Source organism: Pseudomonas sp. NBRC 111130 (assembly GCF_001320485.1).
Classification (GTDB): Bacteria; Pseudomonadota; Gammaproteobacteria; order Pseudomonadales; family Pseudomonadaceae; genus Aquipseudomonas; species Aquipseudomonas vlassakiae.
Window position 1 is genome coordinate 1 of sequence record NZ_BCBG01000040.1, and the last position, 14,352, is coordinate 14,352.

General features: G+C 65.2%; 14 protein-coding genes. 11 read left to right on the top strand and 3 right to left on the bottom strand.

The annotated features are described in order from the left end of the window. Positions 1–54 precede the first annotated feature (54 nt). Complete coding sequence (locus APH33_RS17435; RefSeq protein ID WP_054886345.1) at positions 55–456, bottom strand: hypothetical protein; 402 nt, start codon at positions 454–456, stop codon at positions 55–57. Positions 457–680: 224 nt separating this feature from the next. Here APH33_RS17435 and purU point away from each other — a divergent pair, with 224 nt between their 5' ends. Genes purU through APH33_RS17465 form a run of 6 tightly spaced genes read left to right on the top strand, consistent with a single transcriptional unit; the run spans position 681 to position 7,493 of the window. After that, the gene (gene purU / locus APH33_RS17440; RefSeq protein WP_054886346.1) at positions 681–1,547 is read left to right on the top strand and encodes a formyltetrahydrofolate deformylase; all 867 of its coding nucleotides are present in this window, start codon (positions 681–683) and stop codon (positions 1,545–1,547) included. After that, a complete protein-coding gene (folD, locus tag APH33_RS17445) occupies positions 1,544–2,455 on the top strand; it encodes a bifunctional methylenetetrahydrofolate dehydrogenase/methenyltetrahydrofolate cyclohydrolase FolD (RefSeq protein ID WP_054886347.1) in 912 nt (303 codons plus the stop codon). Before purU ends, folD begins: the two co-directional genes overlap by 4 nt. Beyond that, positions 2,437–3,678 carry an FAD-dependent oxidoreductase gene (locus APH33_RS17450; protein WP_054886348.1) on the top strand — a complete coding sequence of 414 codons (1,242 nt, stop codon included), beginning with the start codon at positions 2,437–2,439 and terminating at the stop codon, positions 3,676–3,678. The genes folD and APH33_RS17450 overlap by 19 nt, the downstream gene beginning before the upstream one ends. A 12-nt stretch (positions 3,679–3,690) precedes the next feature. Next, complete coding sequence (locus tag APH33_RS17455; protein ID WP_054886349.1) at positions 3,691–3,996, top strand: sarcosine oxidase subunit delta; 306 nt, start codon at positions 3,691–3,693, stop codon at positions 3,994–3,996. Next, the gene (locus APH33_RS17460) at positions 3,993–6,896 is read left to right on the top strand and encodes a 2Fe-2S iron-sulfur cluster-binding protein (protein WP_054886350.1); all 2,904 of its coding nucleotides are present in this window, start codon (positions 3,993–3,995) and stop codon (positions 6,894–6,896) included. The genes APH33_RS17455 and APH33_RS17460 overlap by 4 nt, the downstream gene beginning before the upstream one ends. A gap of 3 nt (positions 6,897–6,899) precedes the next feature. Next, on the top strand, positions 6,900–7,493 hold the full coding sequence (locus APH33_RS17465; RefSeq protein ID WP_054886351.1) for a sarcosine oxidase: 594 nt from the start codon (positions 6,900–6,902) through the stop codon (positions 7,491–7,493). Positions 7,494–7,611: 118 nt separating this feature from the next. On the opposite strand, the gene APH33_RS17470 is transcribed toward APH33_RS17465, so the two are convergent. Continuing rightward, positions 7,612–8,496, bottom strand: a complete 885-nt coding sequence (locus tag APH33_RS17470) for a LysR family transcriptional regulator (protein ID WP_054886352.1) — start codon at positions 8,494–8,496, stop codon at positions 7,612–7,614. Positions 8,497–8,642: 146 nt separating this feature from the next. Here APH33_RS17470 and APH33_RS17475 point away from each other — a divergent pair, with 146 nt between their 5' ends. Together APH33_RS17475 and APH33_RS17480 are read left to right on the top strand one after the other, a co-directional pair. Beyond that, positions 8,643–9,662: an alpha/beta hydrolase gene (locus APH33_RS17475; RefSeq protein WP_054886353.1), complete on the top strand. Its 1,020-nt coding sequence runs from the start codon at positions 8,643–8,645 to the stop codon at positions 9,660–9,662. A 55-nt stretch (positions 9,663–9,717) separates the two neighbouring features. Next, on the top strand, positions 9,718–10,440 hold the full coding sequence (locus tag APH33_RS17480; RefSeq protein ID WP_054886354.1) for a pirin family protein: 723 nt from the start codon (positions 9,718–9,720) through the stop codon (positions 10,438–10,440). Between the two features lie 114 nt (positions 10,441–10,554). Here the strand turns inward: APH33_RS17480 and APH33_RS17485 are convergent, their stop codons facing one another. After that, positions 10,555–10,848, bottom strand: a complete 294-nt coding sequence (locus APH33_RS17485) for a DUF1330 domain-containing protein (RefSeq protein ID WP_054886355.1) — start codon at positions 10,846–10,848, stop codon at positions 10,555–10,557. A 78-nt stretch (positions 10,849–10,926) separates the two neighbouring features. On the opposite strand from APH33_RS17485, the gene ribBA reads away from it, so the two are divergent. The 3 genes from ribBA to APH33_RS17500 all read left to right on the top strand — a co-directional run bounded on the left by ribBA (position 10,927) and on the right by APH33_RS17500 (position 14,350). After that, complete coding sequence (gene ribBA / locus APH33_RS17490) at positions 10,927–12,048, top strand: bifunctional 3,4-dihydroxy-2-butanone-4-phosphate synthase/GTP cyclohydrolase II (protein WP_054886356.1); 1,122 nt, start codon at positions 10,927–10,929, stop codon at positions 12,046–12,048. Positions 12,049–12,410: 362 nt separating this feature from the next. Beyond that, positions 12,411–13,436: a polyamine ABC transporter substrate-binding protein gene (locus tag APH33_RS17495; RefSeq protein WP_054886357.1), complete on the top strand. Its 1,026-nt coding sequence runs from the start codon at positions 12,411–12,413 to the stop codon at positions 13,434–13,436. Then, positions 13,433–14,350: an ABC transporter permease gene (locus APH33_RS17500; RefSeq protein ID WP_054886358.1), complete on the top strand. Its 918-nt coding sequence runs from the start codon at positions 13,433–13,435 to the stop codon at positions 14,348–14,350. Before APH33_RS17495 ends, APH33_RS17500 begins: the two co-directional genes overlap by 4 nt. The last annotated feature ends 2 nt before the right edge of the window (positions 14,351–14,352 follow it).

Genomic DNA, 14,352 nt, shown 5'->3' on the forward strand with positions numbered 1-14,352 from the left:
ATCTCACAGCCCCCACACACCCCAAGCCAAGCCAAGCCAAGCCAAGCACTAGCCTCACGCATCCCTCAGCAAGTCATGCGCATCGAGCAGCCGGAACGCCACCTGCGGGTTGCGCTCAAGGCCCCGGCGGATCGCGGCCGGGATCGACTGGCGGGTCTTGCGGCACAGGCCGGGCTGCTCGTCGAGTTCGATGACGATGCCGCGCATGGTGCGCACTTCGTTGAAGCCGGGGCTGATGTGCACGCGGATGCCAAGGTTTTCGTACAGCCGCTGTTGCAGGCGCTGCAGGTCTTCCAGGTCCTTGAGGTTTTCCAGGCGTTCGAGCAGGCGCTTTTCTTCCTGGCGGGTGAGCAGGAGGATGCGCTGGGCCGCTGGCGGGTGCCCGGCCAGGTGTTCGCGGCCGCAGTCACAGGCGCCAGGGGGGCACGGTTGGCGAAGAGGAGGTGGGGTGCTCATGCAGCAAGCATAGCTTCACCAGCCCGTTCTCAGTAAACGCTTCAGAAAAACTTTCCTGCCAGGATAAAAAATTTCACAAACCGCTGGACCCCGCCCCCTCGCTTCGCCTATAAATCGCCCAAGGGAAATTTATATTCCCATCAAGAAACAACACTTCGCCCGCCGCGAAGCTTCTTTTGCCCTTGTGCCAGACCTGCCCCACTCCATCACGAGGCCTATCCGACATGCACCCCGCTCCCGATCACTTCATCCTGCGCGTCAGTTGCCCGGCCGTGTCCGGCATCGTTGCGGCGGTGACCACCTACCTGGCCGAGCACGGTTGCTACATCAGCGAGATGGCGCAGTTCGACGACGAGGACAATGGCCGCTTCTTCATGCGTGCGGTGTTCCGCTACAACACTGGCGTGAGCGGTGACACGCCGCAGCTGGAAGCAGGCTTCGCCGATGTCGCCCAGCGTTTCGACATGGACTGGAGCCTGCACAGCAGCGCCCGGCCGCTGCGCGTGCTGCTGATGGTCAGCAAGTTCGACCACTGCCTGGCCGACCTGCTCTACCGCCATGCCAAGGGCGAGCTGGACATGCAGATCACCGCCGTGGTCTCCAACCACCTCGACCTGCGGCCAATGGCCGAGCGCCAGGGCATCCGCTTCGTCTACCTGCCGGTGACCAAGGAGACCAAGGCCGAGCAGGAAGCCGCACTGATGCGCATCGTCGAGGACACCGGCACCGAACTGGTAGTGCTGGCGCGCTACATGCAGATTCTCTCCGACGACCTGTGCCGCCAGCTGTCAGGCCGGGCGATCAACATCCATCACTCGTTCCTGCCTGGTTTCAAGGGCGCCAAGCCGTACCACCAGGCCTATCAGCGCGGGGTCAAGCTGATCGGTGCCACCGCCCACTACGTCACCAGCGACCTCGACGAGGGCCCGATCATCGAACAGGAAGTGCAGCGCGTCGACCACGCCTATACCCCCGACGACCTGGTGGCGATCGGTCGCGACACCGAGACCATCGCCCTGTCCCGCGCCGTCAAATACCACCTTGAGCACCGGGTGTTCCTCAACCACGACCGCACGGTGATCTTCAAATGAGCGCCATCCCCAGCATCAAGCTGATCGACGGCAAGGCCACCGCAGCGCGGGTGCTGGCCGAGGTTCGCGAGCAGGTGCAGACCTTGCGCCAGGGCGGCGTGCAACCAGGCCTGGCAGTGGTCCTGGTCGGGTCTGACGCGGCCAGCCAGGTGTATGTACGCAACAAGCTGCTACGCGCCGAGGAAGTAGGCATCCGTTCGCAGGAACACCGGCTGCCGGCCGACACCACCCAGGCGCAACTGCTGACCCTGATCGACCGGCTCAACCGCGACAGCGAGGTCAACGGCATCCTCGTGCAGTTGCCGCTGCCGGAGCATGTCGACGAGCATTGCATTCTCCAGGCGATCAGCCCGCTGAAGGACGTGGACGGTTTCCACAGCGAAAACGTCGGTGGCCTGGCCCAGGGGCGCGACGTGCTCACCCCCTGCACCCCCAGCGGCTGCATGCGCCTGCTGCGCGATGCCTGTGGCGAGCTGCGCGGCAAGCATGCCGTGGTGATCGGCCGCTCGAACATCGTCGGCAAACCCATGGCTGCGTTGCTGCTGCAGGCCGACTGCACGGTAACCGTGGTGCACTCGCGCAGTCGCGGTCTGCCGACGCTGTGCCGCCAGGCCGACATCGTCGTCGCGGCGGTCGGCAAGCCACGCCTGGTCGGCGCCGAGTGGCTCAAGCCCGGCGCGGTGGTGATCGATGTCGGCATCAACCGCATCGAAGAAGGCGGCCATGGCCGCCTGGTCGGCGATGTCGACTTCGCGGCCGCCCTGCCCCAGGTTGCCGCCATCACCCCGGTGCCCGGAGGCGTCGGCCCGATGACCATCGCCTACCTGATGAAAAACACCCTGCTCGCCCTTGACCTGCAACAAAAGGCCGCCCACCAGGAGCGCACCCCATGCCTTTCGCCCTGCTGAAATACGGCCTGAGCGCCGACTACCCGGTGGAGGTCGACCTGCCGCCACCGTGCGAACTCAAGCCGCGCTACGACGTGGTGATCATCGGCGGCGGCGGCCACGGCCTGGCCATCGCCTATCACCTGGCCAAGTACCACGGCGTGACCAACGTCGCCGTGCTGGAAAAGGCCTACCTGGGCGGCGGCAACACCGCACGCAACACGGCGGTGATCCGCTCCAACTACCTCACCAGCGAGGGCGTGCGCTTCTACGCCGAATCCGTGCGGATGTTCCAGAACCTGTCCAACGAGTTCGACTTCAACATCATGTACTCCGAGCGTGGCCAGCTGACCCTGGCGCACACCGACGCCACCGTGCGCGCGTTCCGCCAGCGCGCCGAGGTCAACAGGCACTTCGGCGGGCGCACCGAGATGATCGACCGCCAGCAGATCCGCGAGCTGGTGCCGAGCCTGAACCTCGACCCCGCCCACCTGCCGGTGCTGGCGGGCCTCTGGCACATCGACGGCGCCACCGCGCGCCATGACGCGGTGGCCTGGGGCTACGCCAAGCAGGCTGCCAAGCGCGGCGTGGAAATCCACCAGCTGACCGAAGTGCAGGACCTGCTGATCCGCAATGGCCGCATCGAAGCAGTCAAGACCAACCGTGGCACCGTTCAGTGCGGCTGTGTGGTGCAGGCGGTGGCCGGCGCCAGTTCGTTGCTGATGGCCAAGGCCGGCATCCGGGCGCCGATCCACACCTACCCGCTGCAGGCCATGGTCACCCAGCCATTCAAGCCGTTCCTCGACCCGCTGGTGAGTTCGTCGGCATTGCACTGCTACGTACAGCAGACCAGCCGAGGCGAGATCGTTTTCGGCGGCGGCTCCGACCCGTACCCGCTGTACAACACCCGCTCCACCCTCGACCTCAAGGAAAGCCTGCTGGCGCACGCCATCGAGATGTTCCCGTTCATGGCCAACGCCAAGCTGATGCGCCAGTGGGCCGGGATGACCGACATGACCCCGGACTACAGCCCGATCATGGGCCTGTCGCCGGTCGACAACTACTACCTCGACGCCGGCTGGGGCACCTGGGGCTTCAAGGCCACGCCGATCTGCGGCAAGACCATGGCCGAGCTGGTCGCCAGCGGCGGCAAGGTTCCGGAACTGATCGCGCCATTCGCCCTGGAGCGTTTCAGCCGCTTCCAGCAAGTCAACGAAATGGGCGCCACTGCGGCCAGCCACTAGGAGCATACGACGATGAAGATCCTGACCTGCCCCTTGAACGGCCCGCGCAACATCAGCGAGTTCACCTACGGCGGCGAGTTCAAGTCCATGCCCGACCCGGCCAGTTGCACTGACACCGAGTGGGCCGACTACGTGTTCAACAGCGACAACTCGGCCGGCGTGGTCACCGAGTGGTGGCTGCACAACGCCTCGAGCTACTGGTTCCTGGCTGAGCGCCACACTGTCAGCGACCAGGTGCTGCGCACCTTCGACCCCAAAGAAGTGTTCGACCGCCGCGTCGACTTCAGCCCCACCGCCAGCCCGGAGATTGCCGGATGAACAGCCATACTCGCCTCCCCGCGCCGATGGGCCTTCTGATCGACCGCGAGCGGCCCCTGCGATTCGAATTCGATGGCCAGGCCTGCTCGGGCTTTGCCGGGGATACCATTGCCAGTGCCCTGCTCGGCAACGGCCGCTGGCTGCTGTCGCGCTCGTTCAAGTACCACCGCCCGCGTGGCCCGCTGAGCATGGCCGGGCAGGACGCCAACACCTTGGTGCAGCTCCCCGAAGAGCCCAACGTGCTGGCCGACCTGGAGGCCGCCCGTGACGGCCAGGTGGTCGCCGGGCAGAACTTCAACGGCAGCCTGGAACACGACCGCGACGCCTACCTGGGCAAGTTCTCGCGCTTCATGCCGGTGGGCTTCTACTACCGCTCGTTCTACAAGCCCAAGGGCATGTGGAAGGTGTGGGAGCCGCTGATCCGCAAGAAGGCCGGCCTCGGCGTGCTCGACCTCGGCTTCAGGCCGCAGTACTACGACAAGGCCTATCTGTTTGTCGACCTGGCCGTGATCGGTGCCGGCCCGGCCGGCCTGCGCGCCGCGCTGGACGCCGCCAATGCCGGGGCGAAGGTGCTGCTGATCGAGCAACAGCCGGTGCTCGGCGGCTCGCTGACCTACGCCCGCTTCGACATCGCCGGCACCCGCGCCGCCAGCCTGCGCCAGGAACTGCTGGCTGCCGTCGCAGGCCAGCCGAACATCCAGGTGCTGTGCGAGGCCACCTGCAACGGCTGGTTCACCGACAACTACCTGCCGGTGATCCAGCACAAGCGCCTGTACAAGGTACGCGCCACTCGCTGCCTGGTGGCCGCCGGGTCGTTCGACCAGCCGGTGGTGTTCCGCAACAACGACCTGCCCGGGGTAATGCTGACCAGCGCCGCGCAGCGGCTGATGAAGCTGTATGCGGTCAAGCCGGGGCAACGCGCGGTGATTCTCACCGGCCACGATGAGGGCTACCTGGCCGCCCTCGACCTGCAGGAACAGGGCGTGGCTGTCGCCGCCCTGGTCGACATGCGCGCCGCGCCCGCCGATGCCGCACTGGCCAGCGAGCTGAAGCGTCGCGACATTCCCGTGCACCTGGGCAGTACCGTCTATGAAGCCTTGCACGAAGCAGGCATGCGCCACGTTACGGGCGTGGACATTCGCCCGATCACCGGCCAGGGCAAGGTTGCTGACCACGGCCTTCGCGTGGCCTGCGACTTGCTGTGCATGTCCGCCGGCTACATGCCGGTGTATCAGCTGCTGTGCCAGGCCGGTGGCAAGCTGGCCTATGACGTCAACCGTGACGAGTTCACCATCAGCCACCTGCCCGTCGGCCTGGACATTGCCGGCTCGGTGAACGGCCGGCACCGCCTGGACAACGTGCTCACCGACGCCAGCCGCGGCGCCGCCGAAGCCCTCGCGGCACTGGGCCTGCCAGCAGCAACGCCGTCGGCCTGCGTGGCCGAGGCCAAGGTCAACTTCCCCTGGCCGATCTTTCCGCACCCCAAGGGCAAGGATTTCGTCGACTTCGACGAAGACCTGCAAGTGCGCGATATCGTCAACGCCACCCGCAGCGGCTACCGCGACGTGCAACTGGTCAAGCGCTTCTCCACGGTCGGCATGGGCCCGTCCCAGGGCCGCCACTCGGCGCTGCCCACCGCACGCCTGGTGGCCCAGGCCACCGGCCGCAGCATCAGCGAAACCGGCGTGACCACTGCCCGCCCACCCTTCCAGGCCGAGAAACTGGCGCATGTCGCCGGCCGTGCGTTCGACCCGTACCGGCAGACGCCGATGCACCGCCGCCACCTGCAGGCGGGCGCGCAGATGATGCCCGCTGGCAGCTGGCAGCGCCCGGCCTTCTACGGCAAGCCGGAACACCGCGAGCGCTGCGTGCAGGAGGAAGCACGCCATGTTCGCGAAAAGGTCGGCCTGATCGACGTCTCTACCCTAGGCGGCCTGGATGTGCGCGGCCCCGATGCCGCCGAACTGCTGGAGCGCCTGTACACCTTCGGCTTTGCCAAGCTGGCCATCGGCCGCACCCGCTATGCGCTGATGACCAACGAGCACGGCGTGGTGATCGATGACGGCGTTTGCGCGCGCCTGGCCGAGCAGCACTTCTACGTCACCGCCACCACCAGCGGCGTCGACCGCATCTACCAGCAGATGCTCAAGTGGAACGCGCAGTGGCGGCTGGACGTGGACATCGCCAACGTCACCGCCGCCCTGGCCGCGGTCAACCTGGCCGGGCCGCTGTCGCGCCAGGTGCTGGCCAAGCTCTGCAACGATGTCGAGCTGTCCGCCGAAGCCTTCCCTTATCTGGGGGTGCGCCTGGGCACGGTGGCCGGCATCCCGGCGCGCATCCTGCGGGTCGGCTTCGTCGGCGAGCTGGGTTATGAAGTGCATGTGCCGGCGCGCCATGCCGAGCGCCTGTGGGACTCGCTGATGCAGGCCGGGGCCGGGCTGGGTATCCGCCCGTTCGGGGTCGAGACCCAGCGCCTGCTGCGCCTGGAGAAAGGCCACGTGATCATCGGCCAGGACAGCGACGGCATGAGCCACCCGGCAGAGCTCGACATGCAGTGGGCGATTGGCCGCAAGAAGCCGTTTTTCGTCGGCAAACGCTCGATCGAGATCCTCGAAGCACAGCCGCTCAAGCGCAAGCTGGTCGGTTTTACCCTGCCCAAGGGCAGCCCGCAGCCGCTGGAGGGCCACCTGGTGCTGGACGGCCCGGACATCAGTGGCAACGTCACCTCTTGCGAGTACTCGCAGACCCTCGGGCAGATCATCGGCCTGGCCTACGCCGGTGCCCATCAGGCGATGCCTGGCATGCACATCCCGATCCGCGTGGAAGGCGGCGTGATGGTCAATGCCAAGGTGGTGCCACTGCCCTTCCATGATCCCGACAACCTGCGCCAGGAACTCTGAACCATGACCAGCCTGAAAGCCGAAGCCTACCTCCCAAGCAGCCTTTTGCACGCCTGTGCGTTGACCGACCTGACCGGACTGGCGCGGGTCGGGTTTCGCGGCGGTGACGCAGCTGACTACCTGCAAGGGCGTGGCTACCAGCTGCCCTCGCTGCCCAACCAGGCCTTGCGCCAGGGCGACGGCGGCTGGGTGGCGCGCCTGTCGGCCAGCGAGTACCTGTTGCTCGGCAGCCTGGCAGACCAGGGCGCCCGGGTTGCCAGCGAAGAACAGCGCTGGGTGCAGGATGCCCGGCGCAACTACCTGCTGCCGCGTCAGGACAGCCATGCCTGGCTGCAACTGTCGGGGGAGCATTGCAGTGCGGTGATGGCCAAGTTGTGCGGGGTCGATCTGCGGTTGCAGGCGTTTGCGGTCGGTGCTGTGGCGCAGACGTCGGCGGCGCGGATCAATGTGATCGTGGTGAATGTCGGAAGTGATGGATTGCCGGCATTGCAGTTGCTGTTCGACCGGGCATCGCTGGCGTACTTCCAGGAGGCTGTGCTGGATGCCATGGATGAGTTCGATGGCGGGTGGGTTGGGCTGGATCAGCTGATGATTTGACCTGTACCGGCCTCATCGCGGGCTCGCCCGCTCCCACAGGTAGACCACAGACCTTGAGAACTGTGGCGTACCTGTGGGAGCGGGCGAGCCCGCGAAGAAGCAAACACTTCTATCAAGGTCAGAGTTGAGTCAGCCGCTCGCGCAGGAAACTGACAAACCCCTGCACCGGCCGCGCTACCTGCCTGTGCTGCGGATACACCGCCGACAACTGCAGCGCTGGCGGCACCCACTCATCCAGCACCGTCACCAAGCGCCCGTCCGCCAGTGCCTGCCCGACGATAAAGGTCGGCAGATAGGTCACCCCCATCCCGGCTATCGCCGCGTCCCTGAGCAACTCGCCGTTGTTCGCCCGCATCCGCCCGGTCACCTGAATCACCTTGGCCTTGCCACCCTGGCGGAACTGCCACTGCACCTGCCGCGAATGCCCATAGGGCAGGCAATCATGCGCGGCCAGGTCTTCCGGTTTGGCCGGCATGCCACGTGCGGCAAGGTACGCCGGGCTGGCGCAATACACCCGTTCGACATCGGCAATGCGCCGGGCAATCAGGCTGGAGTCCTCCAGCGCGCCGATACGCAGCGCCAGGTCATAACCCTCGCCGATCAGGTCCACCGCGCGATCACTGAGGTCCACCTCCACATCCACCTGCGGGTGCAACTGCAGAAACTCGGTCAGCAGGCAGCCCAGGTGGGCCATGGCGAACGACAGCGGCGCACTCAGGCGCAAGGTGCCGCGCAGGGCCTGGGCCTGGCCGCTGATGTCATGTTCCACCTGTTGCACCTCGCCCAGCAGGCGCAGTGCCGACTGGTAGTAGTGCTGGCCCAGCGGCGTAGCGTCCAGGCGCCGGGTAGAGCGGTTCAACAAGCGCACTCCGAGGCGCTCTTCGAGCTGCATCAGGCGGCGGCTGACCGATTGCTTGGACATGCCCAGGCGGTCGGCGGCAGCAGTGAAGCTACCGGCCTCCATGACCTGGGCAAAGATTCGCATGTCTTCGTAGGCGTTCATTGTCTCGCTCTTGGTGACAGTCAAACGCTTTATAGCGGCTTTTTCCCGCCAATGCACCTGCTTAATCTACACACAGGTCGCAGCGATGGCCCTGGAGGCCAGGCAAGACGCCCATTACCAACACTTGAACAGAAAAGGATTCGCTCATGAACATTGTCCACAAAACCCTCACCGCCTCCCTCCTCGCCCTGTCCGTGTCCAGCGCATTCGCTGCGGGCAGCCCAGGCGTCGAGCAGCACACCCAGGCCTTTCTCGAAGCGCTGGAGCAAGGCGGCGGCAAGCCGCTCGAACAGCTCAGCCCGAAAGACGCCCGCGCCGTACTGACCGGTGCCCAGGCTTCGGTGAAGGTCGACCTGTCCGGTATCGAGGTCAAGGAGCGCACCATTCAGGCCAACGGCCAATCGATCAAGCTGCAGGTGGTGCGCCCGGCCAATGTCAAAGGTGAGCTGCCGGTGTTCATGTTCTTCCACGGCGGCGGCTGGGTGCTCGGCGACTTCCCGACCCACCAGCGGCTGATCCGCGACTTGGTGGTCGGCTCCGGCGCTGTGGCGGTCTATGTGGACTACACCCCGTCACCCGAGGCGCACTACCCGACGGCGATCAACCAGGCCTACGCCGCGACCCGGTGGGTAGCCGAGCATGGCAAGGAAATCGGTGTCGACGGCAAGCGCCTGGCGGTGGCCGGCAACAGCGTCGGCGGCAACATGGCGGCGGTGGTCGCACTCAAGGCCAAAGAGGCCGGCACCCCGGCGCTGCGCTTCCAGCTGCTGCTGTGGCCGGTGACCGATGCCAGCTTCGAGACAGCGTCGTACAAGCAGTTTGCCGAAGGGCACTTCCTCACCACCGGGATGATGAAGTGGTTCTGGGACAACTACACCACCGATGCCAAGGCACGGGCAGAGATCTACGCCTCGCCGCTGCAGGCCAGCAGTGAACAGTTGAAAGGTTTGCCACCGGCGCTGGTGCAAACGGCCGAGTTCGATGTGCTGCGCGATGAGGGCGAGGCCTATGCCCGTAAGTTGAATGCGGCAGGCGTGACGGTGACCTCGGTGCGCTACAACGGCATGATCCATGACTATGGGCTGCTCAACCCGCTGAGCCAGGTGCCGGCGGTCAAGGCAGCGATGCGTCAGGCCGCAAACGAACTGAACGTGCATTTGCAGTAACGCCAGCCAACCCTGTGGCAGGGCCCGAGGGCCCTGCCCTTACTGGAGATTCGTCATGCTTACCGTCCGTAACGCAGAAGACCGCGGCCTGGCCTTCCATGGCTGGCTGAAATCGTTCCACACCTTCTCCTTCGGCCATTACCGCAACCCTGACGAGCAAGGCTTTTCCGACCTGCTGGTGATCAACGACGACCGCGTCATCCCTGGCAAGGGTTTCGGCCAGCACCCGCACCGCGATATGGAAATCTTCTCCTACGTGCTCGAAGGCGCGCTGGAGCACAAGGACACCCTGGGTACCGGCTCGGTGATCCGCCCGGGTGACGTGCAGCTGATGAGCGCCGGTCATGACGTGGCGCACAGCGAGTTCAACCACAGCCAGGCGCAGCCGGTGCACTTCCTGCAGATCTGGATCGTGCCCAATGTGAAAGGGGCGACGCCGCGTTACCAGCAACAGCACTTCAGTGCCGAGGAGAAGCGCGGCAAATTGCGCCTGATCATCTCGCCGGATGGTGCCGAGGAGTCATTGCAGGTGCGGCAGAACGCGCGAGTGTATGCCGGGCTGTTCGATGGCGCGGAGCGCGCGACGCTGAGCTTGCCGGAGAATCGCCATGCCTATGTACACGTGGCACGCGGCAGCATCGAGCTCAACGGCCAGGTGCTCAATGAAGGGGATGGTGTGCGGGTACGGCAGGAACAACTGCTTGAGCTGGGTAATGGGGTGGATGCCGAGGTGCTGGTGTTCGACCTGCGGCCTCATGAGTTGCCGGGTATGCCGTAAGCGGGATCGGCCTCTTCGCGGGCACGCCCGCTCCCACAGGTACTGCACAGTTTTCAGAATCTGTGCGATGCCTGTGGGAGCGGGCGTGCCCGCGAAAGGGCCATCAGCAAAGACTCAGGGCTCGAAGCCTTCAACGATGATCACTTCGGCCTTTGCCACCCCTTGGCGATGGCTGCACGCCTCCTGATACAGATCGGACTGGTAACACGCCACCGCCTGCTCATACGAATCGAACTCGATCACCACGCTACGCTGTGGAGTGGGCCGCCCTTCCATCGCCTCGCTACGCCCGCCGCGGGCCAGGAAGCGGCCGCCGAATGCCTTGAAGGCAGCGGGAGCGCGCTGGGTGTACTGCTGGTACTGCTCGGGGTCGGTCACGTCGACGTGGGCGATCCAATAGGCCTTCATCCGCTGCTCTCCTGTAGCAAAAATATTTGTGTATGATGGTATACCATAAAAATCACCCCACCACAGTGAGTGTGCAACATGGCTTTCAACACCATCGAGGAACTCCTCGAGGACTACCGGCAAGGCAAGATGGTCCTGCTGGTGGACGACGAGGACCGGGAAAACGAAGGCGACCTGCTGATCGCCGCCGAGCGCTGTGACGCCCAGGCCATCAACTTCATGGCCCGCGAAGCGCGCGGGCTGATCTGCCTGACCCTGACCGACGACCACTGCCAGCGCCTGGGCCTGGAGCAGATGGTACCGGCCAACGGCAGCGTGTTCAGCACTGCCTTCACCGTGTCGATCGAAGCCGCCACCGGCGTCACCACCGGCATTTCCGCCGCCGACCGGGCGCGCACCGTGGCCGCTGCCATGGCACCCGATGCCCGCCCCGAAGACCTGGTGCAGCCTGGCCACATCTTCCCCCTGCGCGCCCGCGAAGGCGGCGTGCTGACCCGTGCCGGGCACACCGAAGCCGGTTGCGACCTGGCTCGCCTGGCCGGTTTCACCCCGGCCTCGGTGATCGTCGAGGTGCTCAACGATGACGGCACCATGGCCCGCCGCCCGGACCTGGAAGTGTTCGCCGCGCAGCATGGCATCAAGATCGGCACCATTGCCGACCTGATCCACTACCGCCTGAGCACCGAACAGACCATCAAACGCATCGGCGAACGCGAACTGCCGACCGTGCATGGGACGTTCCGCCTGGTGACCTACGAGGACCGCATCGAAGGCGGCGTGCACATGGCGATGGTCATGGGCGATATCCGCCGTGAGCAACCGACCCTGGTGCGGGTGCACGTGATCGACCCGCTGCGCGACCTGGTCGGCGCCGAGTACGCCGGCCCCGCCAACTGGACCTTATGGGCGGCCTTGCAGAGGGTCGCCGAGGAAGGCGCCGGAGTGGTGGTGATCCTCGCCAACCACGAGTCTTCCCAGGCATTGCTTGAGCGTGTGCCGCAGCTGACCCAACCGGTGCGGCCTTATCAGCGTGGGCAGTCCAAGGTGTACTCGGAGGTCGGTACCGGGGCGCAGATTCTGCAGGACCTGGGCGTGGGCAAGCTGCGTCACCTGGGGCCGCCGCTGAAGTATGCGGGGCTGGCCGGGTATGAGCTGGAAGTGGTGCAGAGCATTCCCTTTGAGCCCGCTCCTCTGAGCTGACACCATTCCACGTGTGGGAGCGGCCTTGTGTCGCGAAAGGGCCGCGAAGCTGCCCCAGGATTTCAGCGTCAAACACATAAATTGCTGGGGCCGCTTTGCGGCCCTTTCGCGACACAAGGCCGCTCCCACAAAAAAGCAGACTGCGGCGGCCTGAAGAAGGCGGAGTGATGGCCGGTAGCCTCATTCCTCTTGCCAAAAGCTTGGAATACCATAATATGATATCCCGTAGACCTTGAATCTGCAGGCCGGCACCTACAATCACAAACGGCCACAAGACACTTTGTTTTAGCTGCTCCCCGAATACTGTTGGCGGGCGCACCAGAAGCCCCGCCTCGAATAACAAAAGCAACGAGGGCGTAACCATGCTGTTGAGCAAACGTGTAACCGCAGTGCTGTCCGCCAGCCTGCTGACCCTGGCATGTCAGGCCGCCCAGGCCGCTGACAGCCTGAACTTCGTCAGCTGGGGCGGTACCACCCAGGACGCCCAGAAAGAAGCATGGGCCATCCCCTTCAGCAAAAGCACCGACATCAAAGTCGTCCAGGACGGCCCGACCGACTACGGCAAGCTCAAGGCCATGGTCGAGAGCGGCAACGTGCAATGGGACGTGGTCGACGTCGAAGCCGACTTCGCCCTGCGCGCCGCCAGCGAAGGCCTGCTCGAACCCCTCGACTTCACCCAGATCAAACGCGACAAGATCGACCCGCGCTTCGTCTCCGACCACGGCGTCGGCTCGTTCTTCTTCTCCTTCGTGCTCGGCTACAACGAAGGCAAGCTCGGTGCCAACAAGCCGGTCGACTGGACCGCGCTGTTCGACACCAAGACCTACCCAGGCAAACGCGCCCTGTACAAATGGCCGAGCCCCGGCGTGCTGGAGCTGGCCCTGCTGGCTGACGGCGTAGCGCCCAAGGATCTCTACCCGCTGGACCTGGATCGCGCCTTCAAGAAGCTCGACACCATCAAGAAAGACATCGTCTGGTGGGGCGGTGGCGCCCAGTCGCAACAGCTGCTGGCCTCCGGTGAAGCCTCGCTCGGCCAGTTCTGGAACGGCCGCGTCTATGCCCTGCAGCAAGACGGTGCACCGGTGGGCGTGAGCTGGAAGCAGAACCTGGTCATGGCCGACTTCCTGGTCATCCCGAAAGGCTCGAAGAACAAGGATGCGGCGATGAAGTTCCTGGCCAATGCCAGCAGCGCCGAAGGCCAGGCCGCGTTCGCCAACAAGACCGCCTACGCCCCGGTGAACGTCGACAGCGTGGCCAAGCTCGACAAGGACCTCGCCCCGAACCTGCCGACCGCCTACGCCCAGGACCAGGTCACCCTGGACTTCGCCTACTGGGCAAAAAACGGCCAGGCCATCGCAGCCCGCTGGAATGAGTGGTTGGTCAAATGAAAGTCGCCATCAACGCCCTGCAGAACGCGCAAGGTGCCCCCACGGGCACCGGCGCCCCGGGAACGGCCCCTCGTCGCGTGAGCCTGGGCCAGCGCTGGAAAGGCAGCCGCAACCTGCTGCCGGCCCTGCTGTTCCTCGGCCTGTTCTTCTTCGCCCCGCTGGTCGGCCTGTTGCTGCGCGGGGTGCTGGAGCCAACGCCAGGGCTGGGCAACTACGAGCAGCTGTTCGCCAACTCGGCCTATGCACGGGTGCTGTTCAACACCTTCTCGGTGGCCGGCGTGGTCACCCTGATCAGCGTGCTGCTGGGCTTCCCGCTGGCCTGGGCGATCACCCTGGTGCCCCAGGGCTGGGGCCGCTGGCTGCTGAACATCGTGCTGCTGTCGATGTGGACCAGCCTGCTGGCGCGCACCTACTCGTGGCTGGTGCTGCTGCAGAGCTCGGGGGTGATCAACAAGGCGTTGATGGCCCTGGGCATCATCGATACCCCGCTGGAGATGGTGCACAACCTCACCGGCGTGGTGATCGGCATGAGCTACATCATGATCCCGTTCATCGTGCTGCCGCTGCAGGCGACCATGCACGCCATCGACCCGATGGTGCTGCAGGCCGGCTCGATCTGCGGCGCAAGCCCCTGGACCAACTTCTGGAAGGTGTTCCTGCCGCTATGCCGCTCGGGGCTGTTCTCCGGGGCGTTGATGGTGTTCGTGATGTCGCTCGGTTACTACGTGACCCCAGCCCTGCTCGGTGGCGCGCAGAACATGATGCTGCCGGAATTCATCATTCAGCAGGTGCAGTCGTTCCTCAACTGGGGCCTGGCCAGCGCCGCCGCCGCATTGCTGGTGGTGATCACCCTGGTGCTCTTCTACCTGTACCTGAAGCTGCAGCCGGAATCCCCGGTTGGCAACGCGAGGTAAAC

Bases quoted from the DNA above. Each gene is read 5' to 3' on its own strand.
- APH33_RS17495 (WP_054886357.1), top strand. From the start codon at position 12,411: ATGCTGTTGAGCAAACGTGTAACCGCAGTGCTGTCCGCCAGCCTGCTG.
- APH33_RS17475 (WP_054886353.1), top strand. From the start codon at position 8,643: ATGAACATTGTCCACAAAACCCTCACCGCCTCCCTCCTCGCCCTGTCC.
- APH33_RS17500 (WP_054886358.1), top strand. From the start codon at position 13,433: ATGAAAGTCGCCATCAACGCCCTGCAGAACGCGCAAGGTGCCCCCACG.
- ribBA (WP_054886356.1), top strand. From the start codon at position 10,927: ATGGCTTTCAACACCATCGAGGAACTCCTCGAGGACTACCGGCAAGGC.
- APH33_RS17455 (WP_054886349.1), top strand. From the start codon at position 3,691: ATGAAGATCCTGACCTGCCCCTTGAACGGCCCGCGCAACATCAGCGAG.
- folD (WP_054886347.1), top strand. From the start codon at position 1,544: ATGAGCGCCATCCCCAGCATCAAGCTGATCGACGGCAAGGCCACCGCA.
- APH33_RS17465 (WP_054886351.1), top strand. From the start codon at position 6,900: ATGACCAGCCTGAAAGCCGAAGCCTACCTCCCAAGCAGCCTTTTGCAC.
- APH33_RS17485 (WP_054886355.1), bottom strand. From the start codon at position 10,848: ATGAAGGCCTATTGGATCGCCCACGTCGACGTGACCGACCCCGAGCAG.
- APH33_RS17460 (WP_054886350.1), top strand. From the start codon at position 3,993: ATGAACAGCCATACTCGCCTCCCCGCGCCGATGGGCCTTCTGATCGAC.
- APH33_RS17435 (WP_054886345.1), bottom strand. From the start codon at position 456: ATGAGCACCCCACCTCCTCTTCGCCAACCGTGCCCCCCTGGCGCCTGT.
- APH33_RS17480 (WP_054886354.1), top strand. From the start codon at position 9,718: ATGCTTACCGTCCGTAACGCAGAAGACCGCGGCCTGGCCTTCCATGGC.
- purU (WP_054886346.1), top strand. From the start codon at position 681: ATGCACCCCGCTCCCGATCACTTCATCCTGCGCGTCAGTTGCCCGGCC.
- APH33_RS17470 (WP_054886352.1), bottom strand. From the start codon at position 8,496: ATGAACGCCTACGAAGACATGCGAATCTTTGCCCAGGTCATGGAGGCC.
- APH33_RS17450 (WP_054886348.1), top strand. From the start codon at position 2,437: ATGCCTTTCGCCCTGCTGAAATACGGCCTGAGCGCCGACTACCCGGTG.